The sequence below is a fragment of the Kitasatospora sp. NPDC089913 genome, from assembly GCF_044748625.1.
Classification (GTDB): domain Bacteria; phylum Actinomycetota; class Actinomycetes; order Streptomycetales; family Streptomycetaceae; genus Kitasatospora.
The window spans coordinates 7,431-30,282 of record NZ_JBIVGI010000002.1 but is presented as its reverse complement, the minus strand read 5'-3'; the positions used below and the strand labels follow the sequence as shown (position 1 = coordinate 30,282).

The 22,852-nt window shown below is 76.0% G+C and carries 18 protein-coding genes; 11 read left to right on the top strand and 7 right to left on the bottom strand.

Annotation, left to right across the window (positions count from 1 at the left end; all coding sequences use genetic code 11):
• Positions 1-39: 39 nt before the first annotated feature.
• A complete protein-coding gene (aroA, locus tag ACIPYS_RS04345; protein WP_400742950.1) occupies positions 40-1,284 on the bottom strand; it encodes a 3-phosphoshikimate 1-carboxyvinyltransferase in 1,245 nt (414 codons plus the stop codon).
• A gap of 371 nt (positions 1,285-1,655) precedes the next feature.
• Here aroA and ACIPYS_RS04340 point away from each other — a divergent pair, with 371 nt between their 5' ends.
• From ACIPYS_RS04340 to ACIPYS_RS04325, 4 genes are all read left to right on the top strand, one after another.
• The gene (locus ACIPYS_RS04340; RefSeq protein ID WP_400742947.1) at positions 1,656-2,231 is read left to right on the top strand and encodes a GNAT family N-acetyltransferase; all 576 of its coding nucleotides are present in this window, start codon (positions 1,656-1,658) and stop codon (positions 2,229-2,231) included.
• Between the two features lie 163 nt (positions 2,232-2,394).
• On the top strand, positions 2,395-4,311 hold the full coding sequence (locus tag ACIPYS_RS04335; RefSeq protein ID WP_400742945.1) for a glycosyltransferase family 2 protein: 1,917 nt from the start codon (positions 2,395-2,397) through the stop codon (positions 4,309-4,311).
• 144 nt (positions 4,312-4,455) lie between these two features.
• Positions 4,456-6,639 carry an acyltransferase family protein gene (locus ACIPYS_RS04330; protein ID WP_400742942.1) on the top strand — a complete coding sequence of 728 codons (2,184 nt, stop codon included), beginning with the start codon at positions 4,456-4,458 and terminating at the stop codon, positions 6,637-6,639.
• A 640-nt stretch (positions 6,640-7,279) separates the two neighbouring features.
• Positions 7,280-7,954, top strand: coding sequence for a hypothetical protein (locus tag ACIPYS_RS04325; RefSeq protein ID WP_400742941.1), 675 nt, complete (start codon positions 7,280-7,282; stop codon positions 7,952-7,954).
• 208 nt (positions 7,955-8,162) lie between these two features.
• Here ACIPYS_RS04325 and ACIPYS_RS04320 read toward each other — a convergent pair whose 3' ends face one another.
• On the bottom strand, positions 8,163-9,020 hold the full coding sequence (locus ACIPYS_RS04320) for a hypothetical protein (protein ID WP_400742938.1): 858 nt from the start codon (positions 9,018-9,020) through the stop codon (positions 8,163-8,165).
• A 265-nt stretch (positions 9,021-9,285) separates the two neighbouring features.
• Between ACIPYS_RS04320 and ACIPYS_RS04315 the strand changes: the two genes are divergently transcribed.
• Together ACIPYS_RS04315 and ACIPYS_RS04310 are read left to right on the top strand one after the other, a co-directional pair.
• Positions 9,286-9,525 carry a hypothetical protein gene (locus ACIPYS_RS04315; protein WP_400742935.1) on the top strand — a complete coding sequence of 80 codons (240 nt, stop codon included), beginning with the start codon at positions 9,286-9,288 and terminating at the stop codon, positions 9,523-9,525.
• Positions 9,526-9,683: 158 nt separating this feature from the next.
• Positions 9,684-10,049 carry a S26 family signal peptidase gene (locus ACIPYS_RS04310; protein ID WP_400742932.1) on the top strand — a complete coding sequence of 122 codons (366 nt, stop codon included), beginning with the start codon at positions 9,684-9,686 and terminating at the stop codon, positions 10,047-10,049.
• Positions 10,050-10,122: 73 nt separating this feature from the next.
• On the opposite strand, the gene ACIPYS_RS04305 is transcribed toward ACIPYS_RS04310, so the two are convergent.
• Positions 10,123-11,043 (bottom strand): alpha/beta fold hydrolase, encoded by a 921-nt coding sequence (locus tag ACIPYS_RS04305; RefSeq protein WP_400742929.1) that lies wholly within the window; start codon positions 11,041-11,043, stop codon positions 10,123-10,125.
• Positions 11,044-11,198: 155 nt separating this feature from the next.
• Between ACIPYS_RS04305 and ACIPYS_RS04300 the strand changes: the two genes are divergently transcribed.
• The 4 genes from ACIPYS_RS04300 to ACIPYS_RS04285 all read left to right on the top strand — a co-directional run bounded on the left by ACIPYS_RS04300 (position 11,199) and on the right by ACIPYS_RS04285 (position 18,304).
• Entirely contained in the window at positions 11,199-11,663 is a 465-nt protein-coding gene (locus tag ACIPYS_RS04300) for a MarR family transcriptional regulator (RefSeq protein ID WP_400742926.1), read from the top strand.
• Between the two features lie 86 nt (positions 11,664-11,749).
• Positions 11,750-13,342, top strand: coding sequence for a glycerophosphodiester phosphodiesterase (locus tag ACIPYS_RS04295; RefSeq protein WP_400742923.1), 1,593 nt, complete (start codon positions 11,750-11,752; stop codon positions 13,340-13,342).
• A gap of 195 nt (positions 13,343-13,537) precedes the next feature.
• Positions 13,538-13,861: a hypothetical protein gene (locus ACIPYS_RS04290; RefSeq protein ID WP_093863515.1), complete on the top strand. Its 324-nt coding sequence runs from the start codon at positions 13,538-13,540 to the stop codon at positions 13,859-13,861.
• A gap of 9 nt (positions 13,862-13,870) precedes the next feature.
• Positions 13,871-18,304 (top strand): caspase family protein, encoded by a 4,434-nt coding sequence (locus ACIPYS_RS04285; RefSeq protein ID WP_400742920.1) that lies wholly within the window; start codon positions 13,871-13,873, stop codon positions 18,302-18,304.
• Positions 18,305-18,392: 88 nt separating this feature from the next.
• Here ACIPYS_RS04285 and ACIPYS_RS04280 read toward each other — a convergent pair whose 3' ends face one another.
• The 4 genes from ACIPYS_RS04280 to ACIPYS_RS04265 all read right to left on the bottom strand — a co-directional run bounded on the left by ACIPYS_RS04280 (position 18,393) and on the right by ACIPYS_RS04265 (position 21,468).
• Positions 18,393-18,632: a hypothetical protein gene (locus tag ACIPYS_RS04280; RefSeq protein ID WP_400742917.1), complete on the bottom strand. Its 240-nt coding sequence runs from the start codon at positions 18,630-18,632 to the stop codon at positions 18,393-18,395.
• Positions 18,629-19,081 (bottom strand): hypothetical protein, encoded by a 453-nt coding sequence (locus tag ACIPYS_RS04275; RefSeq protein ID WP_400742914.1) that lies wholly within the window; start codon positions 19,079-19,081, stop codon positions 18,629-18,631. The genes ACIPYS_RS04280 and ACIPYS_RS04275 overlap by 4 nt, the downstream gene beginning before the upstream one ends.
• Positions 19,082-19,228: 147 nt before the next feature.
• On the bottom strand, positions 19,229-20,728 hold the full coding sequence (locus ACIPYS_RS04270) for a sensor histidine kinase (RefSeq protein ID WP_400742911.1): 1,500 nt from the start codon (positions 20,726-20,728) through the stop codon (positions 19,229-19,231).
• Positions 20,725-21,468, bottom strand: coding sequence for a response regulator transcription factor (locus tag ACIPYS_RS04265; protein ID WP_400742908.1), 744 nt, complete (start codon positions 21,466-21,468; stop codon positions 20,725-20,727). The genes ACIPYS_RS04270 and ACIPYS_RS04265 overlap by 4 nt, the downstream gene beginning before the upstream one ends.
• Before the next feature lie 200 nt (positions 21,469-21,668).
• Here ACIPYS_RS04265 and ACIPYS_RS04260 point away from each other — a divergent pair, with 200 nt between their 5' ends.
• Positions 21,669-22,631, top strand: a complete 963-nt coding sequence (locus ACIPYS_RS04260; protein WP_093863521.1) for a D-2-hydroxyacid dehydrogenase family protein — start codon at positions 21,669-21,671, stop codon at positions 22,629-22,631.
• Positions 22,632-22,852: the final 221 nt, after the last annotated feature.

Sequence of the window (22,852 nt, the reverse complement as noted above, 5' to 3'; positions counted from 1 at the left end):
CCCCTCCCGGACGCCGCGTCCCGGGTCGGCCGGTGGTGCTCAGCCGGTGGTGGTCCAGTCCTCGCGCAGTCGGCCGAAGACCTCGTGGAACGCGGGGAAGGTCTTCCGTACGCAGCCGGGGTCGTCGAAGGTGATGCCGGGGGTGCGCAGGCCGGTGACGGAGAAGGACATCACCATCCGGTGGTCCCCGTGGGAGGCGAGGGCGGCGCCGCGCGGGGTGCCGGGGCGGATCTCGATCCAGTCGGGCCCGGTGGCGACGTCGATGCCGAGCCGGCGGAGGTTCTCGGCGGACGCGTCGAGGCGGTCGCACTCCTTGACCCGGGTGTTGGCGACGTTCTCGATCCGTACCGGGGTGTCCGCGAACGGGGCGACGGCGGCGAGCGTCGGCATGGTGTCGGAGATGTCGCGCATGTCGACGGTCAGGCCGGAGAGCCGGCCGCCGGCGGGGCCCTCGACGGTGGTCCGGTCGGTGCCGACCTCGACCCGCGCGCCCATCCGGGCCAGCACCTCGACGAACCGCAGGTCGCCCTGGAGCGCGTCCTTGCCGAGCCCGGGGACGGTCAGCCGGCGGCCGGTGAGCGCGGCGGCGGCGAAGAAGTAGCTCGCCGTCGAGGCGTCCGGCTCGACCGGGTAGGTGGCGGCCCGGTAGCCGCCGGGCGCGACCTCGAAGACCCGGCCGGTACGGGTCACCGTGGCGCCGAAGGACCGCATCATGGCGACGGTGATCTCCACGTACGGCGCGGAGACCAGGTCGGTGACGGTGATCCGCAGGCCCTGCTCGGTGAGCGGGCCGAGCAGCAGCAGGGCGGTGAGGTACTGCGAGGAGAGGCCCGCGTCGAGGGTGATCGCGCCGCCGCGGACGCCGTCGGCGGTGATCCGCAGCGGGTGGTGGCCCTCGGCCTCCTCGTGCCGGAGGTCGACCCCGAGGGTGCGCAGCGCCTCGGTGAGCGGGCCGAGCGGGCGGCGGCGCATCTGGGCGGAGGCGTCGAAGCGGAACTCGCCGCGGCCGGCGGCGGCGAGCACGGGCAGGAAGCGGGCGGTGGTGGCGCCGTCGCGGCAGTAGACCTCGGCGTCGTGCGCGGGGCCCTGCGGGCGGCCCTCGATCGTCCACCGGTCCGGGGCGGTGGTGAGCGGGTAACCGAGCGCCCGCAGCCCCTCGGTGAAGCCCTCGGTGTCGTCGGAGCGCAGCGGCCGGAGCAGGGTGGTGGTGCCCTCGGCGGCGGCGGCCAGGAACAGTGCGCGTGCGGTGACGGACTTGGAGCCGGGGATCTCGACGGTCGTCATGGGGCCTCCGGGGCGGGCGGTCCGGGCGTGCCGGGCGGGGTTCGTGGTCCTCCTGTCATCCTGCCGGAGGCGGTGCCGCTCGGGGGAGGGTGTCCGGGTGATGGACGGACGGGCGGACGGGCGTCGGGCGGCCGGGCGGACGTCGGGCGGGGGCGGGCGGTTCCGGGCCGGGCCGGTCCGGGTGGTCGGGAGGGGCGGGTGGTCCTGGCCCCCGGGGGGCGGGGTGCGCGCCGGGTGCGCGCGGCCGGACCGGGTCGTACGCGCAGGTGGGCGCCGGGGGCGGCTGTGGCACGATGCGGGGGATCGGCCGAACGGCCGCCGCCCCTTCGCCCGGGCCCGCACGGTCCGGGCCCGCCAGAGACGAGGACCCTGTGCCCGAGAGCACCACCGGCGCGGCCTCCGAGGCCGCCGGCACCGACCGGCTGGACTTCCGCGCCGCGACCTCCGCCGATGTGCCCGCCCTGCTGTACCTGGTCGAGTCCGCCTACCGCGGGGACGCCAGCCGGGCCGGCTGGACCACCGAGGCCGACCTGCTGGCCGGGCAGCGCACCGACGCCGAGGGAGTGACCGCGGCCGTCACCCACCCGGACGGCGTGGTGCTGCTGGCGGAGCGGGACGGCGAGCTGCTCGCCTGCTGCCAGCTGGAACGCCGGGGCGCGCGCGCCTACTTCGGCATGTTCTCGGTGCGTCCCGGCCGTCAGGGCGGCGGCCTCGGGCGGGCCGTGCTCGCACGGGCCGAGCGGTACGCGGCCGAGGAGTGGGGCGTGGCCGAGATGGAGATGACGGTGATCGAGCAGCGTTCGGAGCTGATCGCCTGGTACGAGCGCCGGGGCTTCCGCCGCACCGGCGACTTCTCGCCGTTCCCGTACGGTGACGAGCGCTTCGGCATCCCGCTCCGCCCCGACCTCCGGTTCGAGAAGCTGACCAAGGAGATTACCGTTCGGTAGTGGTGACGTGGCGTCAGATGGTGTACGAATCTGACGTGGTGTCAACTCTCTGACCTGGGACGATGCCCGACGGTCCGGCCCGATGATCTATTGGTCCAGACCAACGTGAGAGGCTGGCCGGCGAAAGGCCATGTTCCGTCCCAGCTCAGGGGGGCCATTCCGCATGCCCGCACACCATGGCAACGCCGTGTCCGCGCCCGACCGGGAACCGCACCACCCGGGGCGCCGAATACCCGACGGCGGGCCCGACGACCGTCATGACAGCCTTCTCGCCGACCGTCCGGGGGCGTCCCCCGGTACACGTGCCGACCGTCCCGGGGCGTCCCCCGGTACTGGTGCCGACCGGCGCGCCGAGGACGAGCTGTCGCGCCTGCCCAGTCCGCCCGACGACGAGGAGCTCTACTGGTACTTCGGCCCGCAGCGCCGCTGGGTGCTGCTCTGCGCCACCCTCTCGTACGCCGGCGCCACCGCGACGCTCGGCCTCTTCGCGCTCAGCCGCCCACTGCTCTGGCCGTTCCTCGCCCTCACCGTGCTCAACGCCGCGACCTGGCTGCTCTCCGTCGTCGACGGACAGCGCTCCCGCCGCTTCACCCGCGACTCGCACGACCTGCTGGTCCGGGCCTGGCGCCCCGTCCGGCACCCGGGCGTCGACCTGCTGCTGCCCACCGCCGGCGAACCGCTCGCCGTCCTGGAGAACGCCTACCGGCACACCGCCGCCGTCCGCTGGCCCGGCGAACTGACCGTCCTGGTCCTCGACGACGCCGCCCGGCCCGAGGTGCGCGAACTCGCCGAGTCCTACGGCTTCGAGTACCGCAGCCGCCCCGACCGGGGCCGGTTCAAGAAGGCCGGCAACCTCAACCACGGCCTGGTCGAGGGCACCGGCGACATCATCGCCGTCCTCGACGCGGACTTCTGCCCGCGCCCGGACTTCCTGCAGCACCTGGTGCCGTACCTCGACGATCCGGACATCGGCATCGTGCAGAGCCCGCAGTGCTTCGACACCGACGCCGGGATGTCCTGGCTCGAACGCGCGGCCGGCGCCACCCAGGAGATCTTCTACCGCTGGATCCAGCCCTCCCGGGACGCCCAGGACGGCACCGTCTGCTGCGGCACCAACGCGCTCTACCGGCGCGCCGCGCTCGAACGCGTCGGCGGCTTCGCCGAGATCGACCACAGCGAGGACCTCTACACCGGCCTCTCGCTCGCCCGCGCCGGGTGGACCACCCGGTACGTGCCCGCGCTGCTCGCCAAGGGCATGTCGCCCACCGGCCTGCCCGCCTTCATCAGCCAGCAGTACCGCTGGTGCCTCGGCTCGCTGGCCCTGGTCGGGGACCCCGACTTCCGGCGCGGCCCGCTTCCCCGCTCGGCCCGGCTCTGCTTCTGGAACGGCATCCTCGGTTACCTCACCAGCGCGGTGAACGTCTTCGCCGTGCCGCTGCCGGCCCTGATCATGCTGTTCTTCCGGCCCGACGAGATCGCCCCGTGGCAGGTGCTGCCGTTCCTGCCGCCGATCTGGGTCGCGCTCGTCCTGCTCCCCGCGATGTCCCGCACCCACTGGCGCTTCGAGGTCACCCGGGTCCAACTCCTGGGCGGGCTCTGCCACGTGGTCGCGATCGCGCACGCGCTGCGCCGCCGCAGTGCCGACTGGGTGCCCACCGGCGCCGTCTCCGGCGGCACCGCGCTGGCCCGCAGCGTCGCCAGGATCGGCGTCGGCTGGCTCGGCCTCGTGGTCGTCGCCGGCGCGGTCGGACTCGTCCGCGCCGTCAACTCCTACGGCTGGCAGCCCTTCTGGGCGCTCGCCGGACTGCTCGCGCTCACCACCTACACGGTCGTTCCGCTGATCGGCGCGCTCCGGCCGCTGCTCCGCGGTGGCAACGGCGCCACCGTCGCGGACCTCGCCCGGCCCTCGGACCGGCGCGCCGGCCGTTCGGGCAACCGCTCGTCCGCCCTCCCCTCCGACCGTCCCTACGGCCGCTCGTCCGACCTGCGCTTCGGCCCGGCCGAGGCCGTCGCCGTCACCGCGGTGCTGCTGCTCTGCGGCCTGCTGGCGTCCGGGTGGGCCGACCCGCTGGTGTTCTGACGCCGAGTCGGATCGCTTTCCTCCCCCGATCGTTCCGCTCCACCCTTCCTTGCGCGTCGCCCCACCGGCGCGGACTGCCGGCCGGCCGCCCCATCGGCCCGCCGGCCCCGACCACCGCTGCCAGCCCCTGCAAGGAGCTTCGCCGTGCCCACGGCCGTACCACCAGGCGCCGATCCGTCGCGCGCCCTCGTCCCGACCGACGTCCTGTCCTCCTCGTCCTCCTCCGGGCCCGCGGTTGCCGGGCCCGCTGCTGCCGAGCCCGCCGTCGCGCGCACCGACGCGGCCGGACCCGCCACCGCCGACCCGCGGCCGCGGGCCGCCTTCCGCCCCGACATCGAGGGCCTGCGCGGTGTCGCCGTGCTCTCCGTGCTCGCCTTCCACGCGGCCGTCCCCGGCCTCACCGGCGGCTACGTCGGCGTCGACGTCTTCTTCGTGGTCTCCGGCTTCCTGATCACCGGACTCCTCCTCGCCCGCCCCCTCGGCCTGTGGGACTTCGCCGCCCGCCGCGCCCGCCGCATCCTGCCCGCCGCCGCCGTGGTCCTGGTCGCCACCGCGCTGGCCGGCGGCGCCCTGCTCGACCCGCTGCGCGGCACCGACCTCGCCCGGGACCTGATCGCCGCCGCCGGACAGTTCTCCAACTGGCGCTTCGTCGGCCGGCAGACGGACTACCTGGCCGCCGAACACGACCCCAGCCCGCTCCAGCACTTCTGGTCGCTGGGGGTGGAGAACCAGTTCTACCTGCTCTGGGGCGTCCTGCTGCTCGGCCTCGCCCGGCTGTTCGCCGGACACCGCCGGCGCACCGTCACCGCCGCCACGCTGACCACCCTCGCCGTCGGGGGCGTCTCGCTGCTGCTCTGCGTCCGCTGGACAGCCGGCTCCGCGCCGCTCGGCTACTTCTCCACCGCCAGCCGCCTGTGGGAGTTCGCCGTCGGCGGCTGCGTCGCCCTCGCCGCGCCGGCCCTGACCACCCGGCTCGCCCGCGGCGGCCCCGGTGCCCGCCTCGGCGGCGGACTGCTCCGCGTCCTCGGCTGGGCCGGCGCCGCCGCGCTGCTCACCGCCGTCCTCCGGTACGACCGCGACACACCCTTCCCCGGCACCGCCGCCCTGCTGCCCGTCCTCGGCACCGCCGCCCTCCTGCTGGCCGGCCCCGCGCACCGCGCGCTCGGCGCCGGTGACGCCGGCCGACTGCTCGCCACCCGCCCGCTGCGCGCCGCCGGTCGCCTCTCCTACGCCTGGTACCTCTGGCACTGGCCGGTGCTGACCATCGCCCAGGCCCGCTGGGGCGCCCTGCCCTGGACCACGCTGGTCGCCCTCACGGCGGCCGCCGCCGTCCCGGCCTGGCTCACCCTGCGGCTGGTCGAGCAACCGCTGCGGTACGGCAGCAGCCCGGCCCCGCGCCGGGGCCTCGCCGTCGGCGCCAGCGCCCTGGTCATCCCGCTGATCGCCGGCCTCACCCTGGGCGGCGGCACGGTCCGCGCGCTCGGCGACCCCGACCGCGCGACCGTCGCCCCGGCCGGGGCGGTGGACGGCCCCGGCCTCTTCGCCCCCGGTACCAAGGTGCTCGCGCTCACCCCCTCGCTCGCCCGGGCGCGCGAGGACTTCCCGCCCGGCAAGGGCTGCGAGATCCCGCTCGGCGCCGAGACCAGCCCGCGTTGCCTGTTCGGCACCGAGTCCAGCCCCGACCGGATCGTGCTGATCGGCGACTCGCACGCCGGTCAGTGGATCTCCGCCGCCCTGGCGATGGCCGAGCAGCGGCAGTGGGCGCTGGAGGTACTGGTCAAGCCGGGCTGCCCGCTGGCCACCCTGACGGTGCGCAACAACGTGCTCGGCCGCACCTTCGAGGAGTGCGACCGCTGGCGGGAGAACACCTTCACCCGGCTCACCTCCGGCCCCAGGCCCCGGCTGGTCCTGATGGCGGGCCTCAACCGGTACGGCGGCCAGGACGAGCGCACCGAGGGCTGGACCCGCACCCTCGACCGCCTCACCGCCCTCGGCGCACCGCTCGCCTACCTGGGCGACACCCCGATGCCCGGCAAGGACATCCCGACCTGCCTGGCCGGCTCCGACGGCCGTTCGGACGAGTGCTTCTTCCCGCGCGCCACGGCCTTCGAACGCGACCCGCTGCTCGACGGCGGCCTCGCCGAGCGCTACCGGGTCCGGGCCCTGGACCTCGGCCCGCTGCTCTGCCCCGGCACCGGCCCGGACTGCCCGGCCGTCCTGGAGGGCGTGATCCTCTACCGGGACACCGGCCACATCACCGACACCCTGGCCCGGGTGCTCGCCCCGCGCCTGGACCACGCGCTGTTCGGCCCGGGCACCGTCTCCTGACGCCCGCACCGCCGCCCCGGCCGTCCGCCCGCCGCTCCGGTGGGCGGACGGCCGCCGTCGTGCGACCGCGCGGCCCGGTGTCGTCGGCGGACGCCCCGGGCAGTCGGGTTCCCCGAGCACCACGCGTTGTCCCTCGCGGTCGCTCACAGGGCACCATGGCCTACTGCGGGCAACGCCTCGTCCGCGAACGGGCCGCGGCCACCGGCTCCGACCACGCCCGCGAGCACGTCCTCGCCGTCGATCCTCAGCTGCAACCGGGCAGCCCACCGCCGCCCCTGTGGCAACACTCCGACCTCAAGCCGGTTGAACACCTGATCGCCCTACGGGAGCGTCGACTCCCGCACGGCAGCTCTGACGCCGAGGCACATCACCCGACCGACCCCACCCCGAAGGCCTCCGTAGCAGTGAGGGGCCTCCGGCGAGGAAACCCGGTGGGTGGGAAGTCGGGCCGATCGACTTCCCACTCCCCGGGGTGCACGGGTTTTCGCCCGCTCGGTTCGGGTGAGCGGCGGCCCGTGCGATGGCCACCCGGTGCGAAGAGCTCGCCGTGCGCTCCGAGGCGGTGGTCCTGGTCGCGGTCGTCGACGAATGGCTGTGAGCGGGACGGTGCGGAGCCGGGAAACAGATGGAACGGCCGACGGTGACCTGCAACTCTGGTCGGGTGCTGCTCGAACTGACGGGTTCCAGTTGCTCGGGGAAGACCACCGTCGCCCGTGCCGTCGGTGAACGGATCGGCGGGGTCGTCGTGCACGACTTCGACGAAGTCGGTGTTCCGGACGACGCGGACCGGATCTGGCGGAACCGGACGACCGAGATGTGGGTGCGCCGTGCACTGGACTACCAGCGGCGCGGACTCGATCTGCTGCTGACCGGGCAGTCTCCGCTCGGTGAGGTGCTGGCCGTTCCGTCGGCACCACTGCTGGAGGGAATAGCGGTGTGTCTGGTCGACGTGTCCGACGGGATCCGGCGTCGCAGACTCGCCGAACGCGATCCGGGCCGGTGGGACGCGCCGGCCGTCGAGGCCTTCCTCGGCTGGGCCGACTGGCATCGCCAGCACGCCCGGGACCCCCGGTACCGGCCGGATGTCATCACCGACGGCAGCTGGTCCGAGATGGTCTGGAACCGGTGGACCGACTGGACCGCCGGTGACCGACGATGGTCCACCCACCTGATCGACACCACGGACCGGTCCGTCGCGGACTCCGTCGACCAGGTGGAGCTTTGGGTCGCCGACCGGCGCGAGGCCTTGCGGTCAGGCCTGCTCGGACTGTCACGAGGCTGGACGGATCGGGCATTTCCCGATGGAAGACCTTGATCCACTCGAGCGGACCGGGGCCGGTCGTTCTCCCCTGGCGTGGTCACCGGAACGGGGTGGCCGTGCTCGTGCCAGTACCGGGTGTTGACGGGCATGACCGCTGCCGCTTGCCCTGTCGTACCGGGAGTGGGAAGTCGGGCGGATCGACTTCCCACTCCCCGGGGGCGGGTGGTCAGGTCCTGGGCTGCTCGGGTGGGCGGGTGCGGGCTCAGCCGTAGATGCCCCGGCAGATGCGGGCCTGTTCGGAGCCGGCGGGCCAGCGGCCGAAGTGCTCGGCCTGGTCGCAGATCGTGCCTCCGCCCGCCCCGGGCGGGCCGGGTGCCGCGGGCGCGGCGGCGGTGGGCGGTGCCGCGGTCGTGGGGGAGTGGCCGGGCGCGGCGGCGGCCGCGGGTGCCGGTGCGGGCGCCGCCGGGGTCGGGCTGCCGGGTGCGTGGGTCGTCCTGGTGGGCGCCGGGCGCGGAGTACGGCTGGGCTTCGGCCGGGTGCCCGCAGGGTCGCCGCCCTCCGGGGCCGGCGCGGCTCCGGTCGGCGGACCGCCCGCCGCGACCGCGCCCGCGTCCGTCCCGGCGGCTGCCGGTGCGGGCGGCGGCGGGCCCTCGTTGCTGGTCGGTGACGGCAGCGGGGAGGGCGCCGGGACCGGCAGCAGGCCGGTGGTCGGCGAGACGGCCGGGGACGGAGCCAGCGGCGGTGTCGTGGAGGGGCCGGGGAAGGCCACCACCCCCGACGACTCCTCGCCCGACCCGGGCCCGCACATCGCCAGCACCGCCGCGAGCCCGGCCACGATCCCGGCGGCGCTCGCCGCCCAGGTCCGGCGGCGCCGTCGCCGTTCCGCCGCGGCGGCGTCCGCCATCGCCTCCCAGGGCGGTGTCGGGACGGGCGCCGGGGGCGGGGCGGGCACCGGCGGGGGCTGCCAGGCCGGGGTCGGCCACTGCCACTGCCCGGCGCCCGTTGCCGGCCCGGCGCCCGCGCCCGCCCCTGCCGCCGCGTCCGTGCCCGCCGCCGCGACCGGGCCGGTCGTCGGTCCGCCGCCCGCCGGGGTGCTGCCGTCCGCCGCCTGTCCGCTCATGTCCTCGTCCTCCTGCCGTCGTCCACCGCCGCCCGTCCGCGCGTGGCCTGCCGGGAGGGCCGGGCTGTGCCGGGTGGGCCGGACGGGCCGCTCCGCGCGGCCGCCTTCGCGGACCCCCGCTCGCGCTGCCCAACGAGCCCGCCGACGGCGGGACATGACCCGGCCGAGGGTTCCGACGGGCGCACGGAGCGCTCCGAGGCGTCGTCGTACGCTGCCTGCCGCAGCCCGGGTGCGCCGCCCGGGGGTCCGTCACATGCTGGGTGGCATGGAAACGAACAGCACCTCCGCTACGGCGAAGCCCCTGGTCGAGATCGCCGAGTTCCGCACCGACAGCCGGTACCGGCTGGTCCGCTTCGAGGGTCACGGCTGGGAGCCGCTCGCCCCGGAGGAGCTCGAACCGCGGATCCACCAGCTCTTCCCCGACCTCGATCCGCGCGATCCGGACCGCGTCCACTGGGTCGACCGCCCCTGGGAATGGCCCGCCTGGCACCCGGGTGAAGCCTGACCGCAGGTGTGAGGAGCGGCAGGTGTGATGTTGACGCGGCCCGTTGACGCGGCGTCTTGACGGGGGAGCCGGGCACGCCCTCCAGGAGCCGTCCGGGTCGGCTGTTCCGGCGGACAATTCGGTGGCCGGGTCCGGGGCGTGGGTGCGACGATCACCGGATGGGTGCACTGGACGCGGTGGCGGCGAGGGTGGCCGGTGGGGCCGACGTGGAGTTCCGGCCGAGCGGCTCGTCGATGGTCCCGCTGATCCGCAGTCGGCAGTCGGTGCGCGTGGTCCCGGCCGATCCGTCGAAGCTGGAGGTCGGCGACATCGTGCTGGCCAGGGTCGCCGGCACCGTCCGTCTGCATCTGGTGTCGGCCCTCGACCACGCCAGGAGGCGGGTGCAGATCAGCAACAACCGGGGCCGCGTCAACGGCTGGACCGGACACGACCGGGTCTTCGGCATCTGCGTCGCCGTCGACGGGGTCCCCCGGCCCGATGCGGCGGGGAAGTCCCGGTCCGCCGGCCCGGACGGCGCCCGCTGAGTGTCCGCCGACCGCTCGCCGAGCGTTCGCCGAGCGCCTGCCGATCGGGGGTGTCCGCCGAGCGGACGCGCGGTCAGCGCCCGAGCAGCGCCTTCAGGGTCCGCGCGGTGGCACGGGGGAAGGCGGTGTTCCCGTTGTGCCCACCGGGGAAGGCGACCGGTTCGGTGCCGAGCAGTTCGGCCAGCGCCAGCGCGCAGCGGTAGGTGTGCACGTCCGGGCGGGTGGTGCGGCCGGTGGCGGGGAGGACACGGGTGCCGGAGTGCCGTGCGGCGGCGGCCAGCTCGGCCGGGCCGAGCCCGTCCGTGGTGACGGCGGTGAACTCGGTGCCGATGAAGAAGTCGAAGTTGGCCAGTCGGCGGGGCGTCATCGGCTGCGGGGTGAGGCCCTCCTCGGTGGCGTCGTGGCGGGGGTCGATGCCCAGGTGCCGGGCGATCGCGGGGAAGGCCGCCGCCGCGCCTCCGGCGGCGTGCGCCGCCCGGACGGCGAGGAGTTCCGCGATGTGCTCGGCACGGTCCGGCGGGGGCAGCAGGTTCGGCAGCACGGGCTCGTGCGCGACCAGGGTGCCGAGGACGCCCGGGTGACGGGCCAGCACCTGGAGGCCGATCGCGGCGCCCATGCTGAACCCGGCCATCAGGGCGGGTTCGGGAGCCCCGCCGACCGTTCCGTCCTCGCCCGCGATCCGGGCGGCCTCGGCGAGCAGCGCGGCGACGTCGTCGGCGTGGTCGGCCATGGTGACCGGTCGGGCGGGGTCGTCGAGCGTGCTCCGGGAGAGGCCGCGGCGGTCGTAGGTGACGACGGTGAAGGTGTCGGTGAGGTGCGGGACGAGGTCGACGGTGCGGTCCGCGTCGCCCTCGCCGCTCTGCGAGAGCAGCAGGACGGGGCCGTTGCCCGCGAGCCGGTAGTGGAGGGTGGCGCCGGGGACGTCGAGCGTGCCCTCGGTGGCGGTGGTCCCGGAACCGGCGGTGGTGGTCATGGAACCGGTGGTGGTGGTCATGGTGGCGGGTGTCCCTTCGGCGGCGGTTCGAGCGGAGGAGCCGGTGTTCGGCCGGCCCGACCGACACTAGAGCATCGAGAAAGATGCATCAATAGAGATGTATCTAATCTGATGCATCTTCTTCAATGCATCGATGCCGATGTAGCCTGGCGGCCATGAACGGAGTCGAGCTGTTCCTCCTGGGCCGCACGCTGATGAAGGTCGGCGAGCAGGCCATGCCCGAACCGGCCACCGGCTCGCGCGGTTCGGTCCGCTCGGTCCTGGTCACCCTGGGCGAGATCGTCGCCAGCCCGGGGACGACCGTCGGCGAGATCGCCACGCGCACCGGTCTGCCGCAGAGTCAGGTCTCCACCGCCGTCGCACGGCTGGTGGAGGCGGGCTCGGTCGAGACCGGGCCCGACCCCGCCGACCGCCGCCGACGGCTCGTCCGGCCCGCCGCCGAGCCCTCGGTCCGGGTCGCCGAGGTCCGGACCGCCACCGTCGACGACGCCCTCGCGGCCGCCCTCGCCGGACCCGACGGTGCCGCCCCGGACCCGGCCGTCCTGCACGCCGTCACCGAGGCCCTCGCCACCCTCGCCCGCCACCTCGCCCCCGGCCGCCGGGTGCCGCCGGCGGGGTGACCTTCCGTCGCCCCGGCCGCTCGTCGGAACGGTTGTTCGTACGGCGTGGCTTCCGCTCCGGGCCCTGATCCCCTAGCGTGCCGCGCATGATCAGCAGTCACTCCGCCGGCCCGGACGGGCCGCGAAACGGACGTACCGCCCGCGCCGCCGGCACCGGACGCGCCTCCCGTTCCGGACGTACCGCCCGCGCCGCTCGCACTGCCCGTTCCGGCCCGCTCGCCGCGCTGCTCGCCGCCGTGCTCGGTCTCGGCACCGTGGCGCTGACGGCCCCGCACGCCGCCTCCGCCGCTCCCGGCGCCGCCCCGGCCACTCCCGGAGCCGCTCAAGCCGCCGCCGGGGCCGCCCAGGCCGCCGCCGGAGCCGCGCCCGGCGAGGTCGTCCTCGACGAGCACTTCGACGGCCCCGCCCTGCCCACCGGCTGGACGGCCGTCGAGGGGCCGTGGCGGATCGAGAACGGCCGCCTGGTCGGCACCTCCGCCGACTGGAACCAGCAGAGCCGGATCACCTTCGGCCGCCACCTCACCGACTTCCGCATCGAGGTGACCGCCCGCTTCGAGAGCGTCGTCGACGCCGCCCGCTGGACCGCCCTCGGCCTGGACGTCCCGGCGAACGGGGCCACCCCCTGGTCGATCGCCACCGTGCGCTCCGGCACCACCGCCGCCAACGGTCTGGAGTTCGCCCGACGCACCCCCGCCGGCGCCTGGAACGTCACCGACACCGCCGTCGCGCCCACCGCGGCGGGCACCGGCCGGGACGTCCGGCTCGCCGTCGAGGTGCACGGCGGCGCGGCCCGGTGGCTCCTCGACGGCCGCGAGGTCATGCGCACCACCCAGGTCGCCCGGAGCGCGGACGGCGGCCAGGCCCTGCTGGTCAACGGCGCCCGGGTGTCCTTCGACGACCTCAGGGTCACCGCGCTCGCCCCCGGCGCCTTCCTCCGGCAGCCCGGCGCGCCACTCACCGTGTTCGCCCATCGCGGCGCCTCCTCCGCCGCCCCCGAGAACACCCTGCTGTCCGACGAGGTGGCCCGGCGCGCGGGCGCGGACTGGATCGAGAACGACGTCCAGCCCAGCAGGGACGGCGTCCCCCACGTCATGCACGACGACACGGTGGACCGCACCACCAACGGCACCGGCCGGGTCCGCGACCTGACGGCCGCCCAGCTGGCCGCGCTGGACGCCGGTGCCCGGTTCGCCCCGGCCGCGGCCGGCGCGCGCGTGCCGACCCTGGCCGCCCAGCTCGACGACCTGCGCACCCGCGGCGGCAGCCTGCTGCTGGAGATCAAGGGCCCGCACACCCGCGACGAGGTGGCCCGGATCGTCCAGGACGTCCGCGACCGCGGCATGGCCGGCCGGGTTCTCGTCCAGAGCTTCGAGACCGACGCCCTGCGCTACACCCGCGAACTGGCCCCCGAACTGCCCCTCGGCCTGCTGCGCGCCTCGCTGGACGCCGACCCGGTGGCCGTCGCGCGGGACCTCGGCCTGTCCGTCTACAATCCCGCCGACGCAGCCCTCGCCGGCCGCCCCGAGGTGGTGGCCGCCCTGCACGCGGCGGGCGTCGCGGTCAACGCCTGGACGGTCGACGCGCCCGCCCGCTGGAAGGCCCTGGACGCGCTCGGGGTGGACGGCATCATCACCGACCGCCCGGCCGAGCTGGCCGGCTGGCTCGCCGCCCGCCAGTAGGGTCGTCGGCGCGCCTTGCCGTGGTCGTCCCCGGCGTCACCGGAGTCACCGTCCGACTCGTCGTCAACAGCCGTGATCTGTCGGCGGATCTCCTTCAATCACGGGTCTCCTGCGGCTATCCTCGCCCTGCGGTGGATCACACCGGAGTCGGCCGGGGGCGTGGAACGCGCGTGTGTCGCGCGGGGTGGGGGAGAAGTGGCGCACGAGGCGGAGTCCTTGGACTCCCTGGAGTTCTGGGTGACCGAGGACGAGGAGGAGGACGGCGACACGATGGGTGTCTTCCGGCGCGACCGGGAGGCCGTCCTGCGCCGGGTGCCGCTCGGGGCGCTGCGCTCGAACCTCACGGAGACGGTGGACGCGCTCCAGACCCTCTTCGAGCAGATCGCCGACCGCGGCGGCCCGTTGCCGCTCAAGGAGGTCCAGCTCAGCTTCCAGGTCTCCGCCTCGGGCGGCGTCCAGCTGGTCGGCACTTCCCAGGTCCAGGGCACCCGTGGGATCACCTTCGTCTTCGGCAACTAGCGGGACCGGATGGGCGGGTTCGCCGCACTTCTGATCGGTGCCAGCGACTACGAAGGAGAGGAGTTCATCACCTCACTGCCCTTCGTCCCCCAGGATCTCGAACGCCTCGACGGGGCCCTGCGGGCGCGCGGCTTCCGGGTCGAGCGGCCTGGAGTGAGTGGCCGGACGGGCTGGAACTTCGTGCACGGCGAGGTGACGCGCTTCCTGGAGGAGGCGCCGTCCGGCGCAACACTGCTGATCTGCCTGAGCGGACACGGCCTGCACGCCCGGGGCGTGGACTATCTGGTGCCGGAGGACCTGCGCCGGTTCCGGAAGCCGCCGTGGAAGGGCTGCGTCGCCATCGACTGGCGCCGCGAGATCGAGAGCAGCCGTGCCGCGGCGGTGCTGTTCCTCGTCGACGCCTGCCGGGAGGGGGTGGGTGACGACACCATGGGCGGAGCGGCGGCCTGGCCGACCAGGAGGGCCAGGGCCGTCAGGGCACAGCAGGTCGCCCGCCTCTACGCCTGCGCGCCCGGGGGGCTCGCGCACTTCGCCACCTCGGGGAGCGGCTCGTTCAGCCTGTTCTCGCGGGCGGTCCTGGAGACGCTTCGTTCGCACGACGGCGAGTTGACCCTGGAGCAGCTGGCGGAGGCCGTCCAGCACCGGATCGGGGAGCTCCACAGGGAGCACCGCAAGCTGGGCGCCCCGCAGGAGGTCCGGGTCCTCTCCGACACGGACCGGACGGCGTTCGTGGTCGCCGGCCCGTTGCTGGAGCCCGCCCCCGACCCGGTCGACGAAGGCCCGGTCGACGACGAACCGGTCGCGGCGGACCGCCCGCCGGCCGTGCCCCACCTCCACGACCTCGTGGGCCGCGCGCTCTTCCAATGGAAGTCCTACGGGCGGACCGAACTCCTGGCGGAGTACGCCGCGCTCGGGCCGACCGGCGAACTGCTCGACCTCGCCGCCCGGTTGGAGGACGGAGCGGTCGCGGCGATGTGGGACGCGGCGGCCGGCCTCCGCCCCGTCGACCCGCTGCTGGAGCTGGTCGGCGCGCTCTGCGCGGCCGGCCGGAGCGAGGTCGCGCACCGGATCCTGGAGGCGGCGGCCGCGCGCCCGGTACCCGAACTGCCGCTCGTGCTCGCCGGACTGGCCGCGCTCGCCGGTCCCGTCGACGAACCCGGACCCGCCGGACTGCCGGCCGACACGGTCGAGGCGCTGCGGTCGACGCTGCTCCGGGCCCTGGCCGCGCTGCCGGTGGACGGCTGGGCGGCGTGCGTCGTGGAGCTGCACCGGGCCGGACTCGCCGCCGAGGCGGCCGGGGTGTCCGACGGGCCGAGGCCGGTGGAGGACCTGCCGCCGCTGCTGGCCGCGCTGGACGCCGAGGAACTGCCGGCCGAGGTCGAGCGGTTGGTGCGGGCGAGGGTGGCCCGGCTCGGTTCCGGGGCGGTGGACGGCCTCCTCGTGGAGCTGTCCCGGGCCGGGGCGGTCGAGGCCAGGGCGACGGCGCTCGCGGCGGTGGCGGAGTGGCCGGTGTCGTCGGTCGCCCACTGGCTGCGGTCCGCGAGGGTGCGGGATGGCCTCGACCGGGACGCGGCTTCCGTCGTCCGGGCCCTGGTGAGTCACCGCGAGGTCCGGAAGCTGCCGAGGGTGTTCCGCGAGGCCGGCCTGCAGAGGTTTCTCCAGCTGTTCCGTGAGGAGTGTGCCCAGCGGGAGCCCCGCGCCCTGCATCGTCTGCTGGACGTCCTGTGGCACACCGTTGACCGCGACCTCGCTCCGGCCCGCGCGGACGCCGTCGCCGTCGTCCGGCGCGCGGCCGAATTCATGCGGCCGGAGGACGCGGGTGAGCTGACCGTCCTGCTCTGCGGTCACGGGCCGCGAGAACTGCTCGACCCCTTCCTGGAGCGGCTGTGCGGGGAGCCGCCGGACCGGGTGGCGTACGCCCTGGTCCGGGTCTGGGAGCTCCCGACCGTGGGGCGGCCGGACCACGACCCGGTCACGGCCGCCGTGTCGGTGCTGGGCCGGCGGTACCCGGCCGAGGAAGTGCGCGTCCTGCTCGGGGAGCTGGAGCAGCGACGCCTGTCCGCCGTCACGGCCCGGCTCCGGGACGCCCTGGTCCGCGACCGGTCGACGCTGGAGCTGCTGACCGTGCTGGCGGAGGCGCCGTCGACGGAGCGTGATGTGTTCCTGCGCCGGATCCTCGTGCTGCGCCGGGAGCCGGGCCGGCTCGCCGAACTGCTCGACGCCTGCGGTGAGGAGCGGTTCGCGTCCCTGGGCGACCCGCTGGCGCGGGCCGTCGTGGCCGAGTGCGAGGCCGCCGAGCTGGCGGGTGTGCTGGTCGAACTCCGGGCCCGGAAAGGGCTGGCCGGGGAGCGGCTGCTGCGCGACCGGCTCGAGCCCGTCGCGAGCACGGCGGCGCCCGCCCCGCCCCGGGAGCCCGTGCCGGTGCTGCCTCCGCTGCCCCGGGAACCGCACCGGGGTCCCGGCCCGGCCCCGGCCCCGGCCCCCGGGCCCGACCCCGTTCCCCTCCGCCCGGCCGCGGACCGGGGCGCCCTGCTCGGCCTGGCCTGGCGAGGATCGCCCGGCGAGGTGGCCGAGCTGATCGTCGCCCTCGACGCCCAGGGGCCCGGTGCCGGTGCGGCGGTCGATGTCGACGAGCTGCTCCGTACGTTCCTCGACGCCGGACCGGTGCAGCGGAGCGGAGCGCTGATCGGGGCTCTGGGGTCCGAACACCGTGGATCCCGCCCCGGCGAGCAGCTGGTCGAGGCGCTCAGGGCGCACGCTGCCAGGCTGTTCGCGGCGGCCCGGGCGACCGGCTCCGAGCAGGGCACCTCCTACCTGCTGGACGCCTTCCTCGGCGGGCCGCCGATCCTGCCGCCGGAATTCCGAGCCCTGATCGGCGAACTGCGCCGGACCGGCGGCGGACGGGAGGCCGGTCTCCTGCTGGAGCGGCTGGGGAGCGAGCGGCCGCCCCCGGTCGTCGTCGGCCTGCTGGAAGCGCTCCGGGACGACGAGGCGTTCGAGGTGCTGTGCCGGGCGGCGGCCGGGCGGCCGGTCCCGGAAGTTGCCGAGGTGCTGCGCAACTTCCGGCTGGAGCGGCCGCGGCGGGGGCAGGCGGTGCAGCGGTTCGTGGAGCACCTCGCGCGGGCGACCCCACCGGACCGGTTCGCGGAACTTCTGGTGGAACTGCTCGTCGGCCGGCAGGGTGTGGTCGCCGGTGCCGTGCTGCAGGCCGCCCGCTGGACCGGTTCCGAGGAGGAGCTCGGCCGGCTGTTCACGGCGCTGGCCACCCGGGGCGAGGAGGCGCGCGGCGTCGCGATGGACACGCTGGCCCCGGAGCTGTCGACCCACCAGGCCGACTGCGTCCTCGCCCACCTGCGCCGGAACGGTGACGAGCAGCTCGGGATGCCCCTGCTCCGCGTCGGCGCGAGGAGGGTCCACACCCCACTCTTCTGGGCCGGACTGAACGAGCGCGGCTGGTTCCGGTACGCGGCCGCCCTGGTCGACGAGGCCCCGCCGGACGCCCCGCTCGTGGCCTGGTACCGGCAGCTGCACCGGACGGCGCCCGGTCTGGACCGCGCGGCCCTGCGGCGGGAGGTCGGGGCGGACGGCCCGGTCGGGGAACTCGCCGGCCGTGCCGCCCGGGGCGAGCCGGTCAGGGCGGCCCTGGCCGCGGCGGCCCTGCACCGGAAGCCCGCGGACGTGGTCGGTCTGCTGGCCGCGCTGGCGGACCGGCCGCCGGTGCGGCCCGGCGCGGGGCCGTACCCCGATCCGGCGCCCCGGACCGCGGTGGCGGCGCGGCAGGCCGAGCTGTTGGCGATCCTCGCGGCCGCCCGGCCCCCGGTGGAACTCGCCCTGATCCTCCGGGCCCTGCGGGAGGCCGGTCGGCCGGCCGAGGCGGAGCGGATCGTCGACCACCTGCTCGCCGACGAACCCGCCGACCGGGTCGCGGCGCTGCTGGACACGCCGTTGCCGGTCGTCGGACCGACGGACCGTGACCCCTCCGGACGGTCGAACGGGACGGCGGAGCTGCTGGCCGGTCGGATGCTGGCGGGTGACTCGGTGGCAGATGTGATCGGGCGCCTGCTGCGGATGGGCTGGCGGAGGAGCGCCGAGGTGCTGGCCACCGAGCTGTCCGCCCGGGACAGGACCGGTGCGGAGATCGCCCGGGCGGCGGCGAGCCTGGTCGATCTGGCGCCGGAACTCAGCCACGCGATGACCGTGACCGTCTGCCGCCACCGGCCTCCGGAGCACGTCGCCGACTTCCTCCAGCACCTGGATCCGACGGGCCGGGGAGCGCCGGTCCGGGAGGCGATCGAGATGGTCCGCTCGGGCCGTCGGGACGACGACGTGGCCGAAGTCGGGCGGATGCTGGAGCAGCGGGGCCTCCGGGAGTTGGCGGCCCGGCTGTCGGGGCCGGCGGAGCCGCCCGGCCGGCGGCCGCGGTGGGGCCGCCGCAGGCACTGAGAGCGGTGGCGTCCGACGGCCGGGGTGTGCCGGGCCGGCCCCCACGACCGGCCCGCCACATCCCAGTTGCAGCCTCCCGCCCCCCGGGTCAGCCGTTCTCGGCCGCCGTGTCGGCGTCGGCCGCGGCGGCGGCGCTCTCGGCGGCGTCCAGCTTCTGCTGGAGGTCCCCGGGCGGCGCGTCGTCGGCCGTACCGGGTGCGGCCGCGCCGGGGGCGGCGTTCCCGGGTGCGGCCGGTCCGTGGGTGACGACGGGGCCGCAGCCGGTGAGCAGTGCCGCTCCGGCCAGCAGCACGGCCGCGAGCACCCCGGCGGCGGGCCGGCGGGTCACTTGCCGGCGCCCTTGCCGTGGGCGGCGCACCAGGTCGCCACGGACTTGAGGTCGTCCTGCCGCGACTTCAGGGTGCCGACCAGGGCCTTGCGGGCGGTCAGCCGGCCGTTGAGGTAGGTCTCCACCTCGGTGTGTCCGGCGGCCTTGGCGTTGGCGACCCGCTGCTCCAGCCGGGCGACGGAGCCGGCCACGGTGGCGTTCCCGTTCAGCCGGTTGAGCGCGTTGGTGAGGTGCCCCTCGGTGCTGGGCAGCCGCTTGCAGATGGTCCTGGCCCCGTCACCGGTGGGCGTCGGCAGGGCGGTCGGCGAGGTGGCGGCGGCCGGCCCGGTGCTCGGGGCCGCCGGAGCGGCCTGGGCGGCGGGCGTGGTGGCCAGCAGCGCACCGGCCAGGGCGAGGGCACCGAGCGCGCCGGCCCGGCGACCGGAGGGGAGGCGGTTGACTGCGGGCATGTGACGTCCTCTCGTCGGCCCGGACCCGGACGGTCCGGTGCGGTCGGGTCGGACGGTAGAGCGCGTTCTTGTGGAATCCCTGTGGAACGGCCGCGGCTCCAACGGGTCCGTTCAGCCTCCCGGGTCCGTTCGGCTTCCCGGGTCCGTTCAGCCTCCCGGGTCCGTTCGGTGCCCCGGACCGGAGAGCCAGTCCCGGCGGGCCGGGAGTTCGAGGGTCGGCGCGTCCGGCCGGGGGAGCGGGAGGAGCACCTCGGCCCGGCAGCCGGCGGCGCCGTCGGGCGGCGCGGTGAGGGCGGCGCTGCCCCGGTGCAGCGCGGCCTGCTGGGCGACCAGGGTGAGCCCGAGGCCCGAACCGGGACTGTCCCGACGGCGGTGGAAGCGCTGGAACACCGCCGTCCGGCTCTCCGGCGGCACCCCGGGACCGTTGTCGTCCACGGTGAGCCGGGCCTGCGGGCCCTCGGCGGAGAGCCGGACGGCGACGCGGGCCGGGACGCCGTCGGCGCCGCCGTGCACGGCGGCGTTGCCGAGGAGGTTGGCGAGCATGATCCGCAGTCCGGACTCCCAGCCGAAGAACCGCAGTTCGGCCGGGGCGTGCACGGCGAACTCGGTGCCGGGGTGGCGGCGGCGGGCCTCCACGACCGCCGCGTCGACGAGTTCGGCGAGGTCGAGCGGCTGGAACGCGTCCAGCTGGACCAGGTCGCCCCGGGCCAGGGTGCTGAGCGCGGTGAGCAGGTCGAGCAGTCGCGCGTGGTCCTGCCGCAGCTCCGTCACCACCTCGTCCCGGTCGGCGGCGGGCAGGTCCGGGTGGGCGGCCAGCACGTCGAGGTTGGTGCGCAGGCTCATCAGCGGGGTGCGCAGCTCGTGCGAGGCGTCGGCGGAGAACGCCCGTGCGGTGTCGAGCGCCTGGGCCGTCCGCCGGGCCTGTTCGTCGTAGCGGGTGAGGAGCAGCGCGAGGGCCGAGGACAGCTCGTCGACCTCGGCCGTCCCGGTCCGCTCGGGGACGAACCCGTGACCGCCGGGGCCGTGCGGAGCGCCGGCGGGTGACGCCGCCGGGTCCAGCCCGGCGGCGCGGCGGCTGAGCCGGCGCAGCGGGGCGGTGGCCCGCTCGGCGAGCGCGAAGCCGAGCAGCGCGGAGACCGGGGCCGACACCAGGGCCACGAGCAGGACCCGCCGCCGCACCGCGGCCGCCTGCCGGTCGGCCGGTCCGGTGGGGGCGATCACCTGCAGCAGGCCGGCGCCCTTGCCGTTCTCGCCCCCACCGGCCGCCCGGGTGAGGACCCGCCAGGAGCCGGCGCGGTCCCGGACCGTGACCGGCCCGCCGCCCGGGAGGACGCCGGCGTCGTCCGGCTGCGGGCCGACGGACAGCAGCACACCGCCGTCGGTGCCGGTCACCCGCACCCCCAGGTCCAGGGCGGCGTCCACCACCTTGCGCTGCTGGTTCTGCTCCACCTTGGGCCGGCCCTTGCTGTCGGCGGCCACCAGCGCCCGGACGCTCGGCAGCAGGGCGGCCGCGCGTTCCCCGAGCCGGGCGTCCTGCTGGTGCCGCAGGTCCCGGCCGACCAGCGGCAGCAGCAGCAGACCCGCGAGCACCACCAGCAGCGGCACCACGGCCGCCGCCCAGAGCGCGATCCGGGTGGAGAGCCTCACCGCGGGGCCTGCCTCGATCCGTCGGGTCCGCCGGGTGTCCGCAGCACGAAGCCGACGCCCCGGACGGTGTGGATCAGCCGGGGCCGCCCGCCGACCTCGGTCTTGCGCCGCAGGTAGCTGACGAAGGTGTCGACGGCGTCGCTGCGCACCTCGACGTCGTAGCCCCAGACGCGCTCCAGCAGCAGTTCGCGCGACAGCACCAGGCCGGCGTTCCGGGCCAGGTGCGTCAGCAGTTCGAACTCGCGCCGGGTGAGGGCGAGTTCCTCGCCGTCCAGGTGGGCCAGGCGGGTGCCGGGGTCGAGGCTGAGCGGGCCGGCGAGCACCCGGTCGTCCGGCTGCGGCGGCCGGCGGCGGAGCAGGGCCCGCAACCGCAGGACGAGTTCCTCCAGGGCGAACGGCTTGACCAGGTAGTCGTCGGCGCCCGCCTGGAGTCCGGCGACCCGGTCGGCGGCCTCGTCGAGCGCGGACAGCATCAGCACCGGGAGGTCGTCGCCCCGGGCGCGCAGGCGGCGGCAGACCTCGACGCCGCCGATGCCGGGCATCGACACGTCGAGCACCAGCACGTCGGGCGGTTCGGTGGCCATCCGGGTCAGCGCCGCCCCGCCGTCCTCGGCGAGGGACACCGTGAAGCCGCTCAGCCGAAGTCCGCGCTCCAGCCCCCGGCGGATCGCCGCGTCGTCGTCGACCACCAGGACCCGCCCGCCGGTGACAGTCGTGTCCCCGGTCCCACTCGTCCGCATCGGCGCCTCCTCCGTCCGGCCGCCGACCCTCTCACACCGGGGCGCCGCCCGGCCCCCGGGGGTCTCCCGGACCGGCCCGGACGGCGCCGGTCGAACGGGACGGTGACGGAACGGGAGAGCCGGTGACGGAACGGGGGAGGCGGTGACGGAACGGGGGAGCCGGGCCGGGCGGTGCCGGGCGGGTCTGGAAGAGTGCGGGCATGACACTCCGCTGCGCCGTACTCGACGACTTCCAGGGCGTCGCCACCACGATCGCCGACTGGTCCCCCGTGGCCGACCGGGTGGAGGTCGTGACGTTCCGCGAGCATCCGGCCTCGGTGGCGGAACTCGTCGCGGCGGTCGCCGATTTCGACATCGTGGTGACGCTGCGGGAGCGGATCGCCTTTCCGGCGGAGGTGTTCGAGCGGCTGCCCCGGCTGCGGCTGCTGGTCGCCTCGGGGATGCGGAACTCGGTGATCGACCACGCGGCGGCCCGCGCCCACGGGGTCACCGTGTGCGGGACGGCCAGTTCGTCCACGCCGCCGGTGGAGCTGACCTGGGCGCTGCTGCTCGGGCTGGCCCGCGGCCTGGTCGAGGAGAGCACGGCGCTGCGGAACGGCGGGCCGTGGCAGAGCACGGTGGGCGCGGATCTGGCGGGACGCCGGCTGGGCCTGCTGGGCCTGGGGAAGATCGGCGCCCGGGTCGCCCGGGTGGGGCTCGCCTTCGACATGGACGTACTGGCCTGGAGCAGCAACCTCACCGGGGAGCGGGCGGCCGAGGTGGGCGTGCGCCGGGCGGGGTCGAAGGAGGAGCTGCTGCGGGAGAGCGACTTCGTCTCCGTGCACCTCGCGCTCGGGGACCGCACCCGGGGGCTGCTCGGCGCGCCGGAGCTGGCGCTGATGCGGCCGGACGCGTACCTGGTCAACACCTCCCGGGCGGCGATCGTGGACCAGGGGGCGCTGCTGGCGGCACTGGCGGCGGGGCGGATCGCGGGCGCGGCGGTGGACGTGTTCGACCAGGAGCCGCTGCCGGCGGACGACCCGGTGCGGACGGCGCCCCGGCTGCTGGCGACCCCGCACCTGGGGTACGTGTCGCGGGACAACTACCGGCGCTACTACGGCGAGGCGGTGGAGGACATCGCGGCCTTCCTGGCCGGGGCGCCGGTCCGCGTGCTGGGCGACTGACGACCCTCGGACGCCGGTCCGCGTGCTGGGCGACCGATGACCCTCGGACGCCGGTCCGCGTGCTGGGCGACCGATGACCCTCGGACGCCGGTCCGCGTGCTGGGCGACCGACCGACGGCCCCCCCCCGGGGGGGGCCGTCGGCCGGGGGGGCCCCCCCCCCCCCCCCCGGGGGGGGGGGGCGGGGGGGGGGGCGGCGGGCCGGGAACCCGTCCCCGGCCGC

Excerpts from the sequence above, each read along its gene's own strand:
- aroA (WP_400742950.1), bottom strand. The coding sequence starts at position 1,284 with ATGACGACCGTCGAGATCCCCGGCTCCAAGTCCGTCACCGCACGCGCA.
- ACIPYS_RS04335 (WP_400742945.1), top strand. The coding sequence starts at position 2,395 with ATGCCCGCACACCATGGCAACGCCGTGTCCGCGCCCGACCGGGAACCG.
- ACIPYS_RS04320 (WP_400742938.1), bottom strand. The coding sequence starts at position 9,020 with ATGAGCGGACAGGCGGCGGACGGCAGCACCCCGGCGGGCGGCGGACCG.
- ACIPYS_RS04315 (WP_400742935.1), top strand. The coding sequence starts at position 9,286 with ATGGAAACGAACAGCACCTCCGCTACGGCGAAGCCCCTGGTCGAGATC.
- ACIPYS_RS04310 (WP_400742932.1), top strand. The coding sequence starts at position 9,684 with ATGGGTGCACTGGACGCGGTGGCGGCGAGGGTGGCCGGTGGGGCCGAC.
- ACIPYS_RS04305 (WP_400742929.1), bottom strand. The coding sequence starts at position 11,043 with ATGACCACCACCACCGGTTCCATGACCACCACCGCCGGTTCCGGGACC.
- ACIPYS_RS04300 (WP_400742926.1), top strand. The coding sequence starts at position 11,199 with ATGAACGGAGTCGAGCTGTTCCTCCTGGGCCGCACGCTGATGAAGGTC.
- ACIPYS_RS04295 (WP_400742923.1), top strand. The coding sequence starts at position 11,750 with ATGATCAGCAGTCACTCCGCCGGCCCGGACGGGCCGCGAAACGGACGT.
- ACIPYS_RS04285 (WP_400742920.1), top strand. The coding sequence starts at position 13,871 with ATGGGCGGGTTCGCCGCACTTCTGATCGGTGCCAGCGACTACGAAGGA.
- ACIPYS_RS04275 (WP_400742914.1), bottom strand. The coding sequence starts at position 19,081 with ATGCCCGCAGTCAACCGCCTCCCCTCCGGTCGCCGGGCCGGCGCGCTC.
- ACIPYS_RS04265 (WP_400742908.1), bottom strand. The coding sequence starts at position 21,468 with ATGCGGACGAGTGGGACCGGGGACACGACTGTCACCGGCGGGCGGGTC.
- ACIPYS_RS04260 (WP_093863521.1), top strand. The coding sequence starts at position 21,669 with ATGACACTCCGCTGCGCCGTACTCGACGACTTCCAGGGCGTCGCCACC.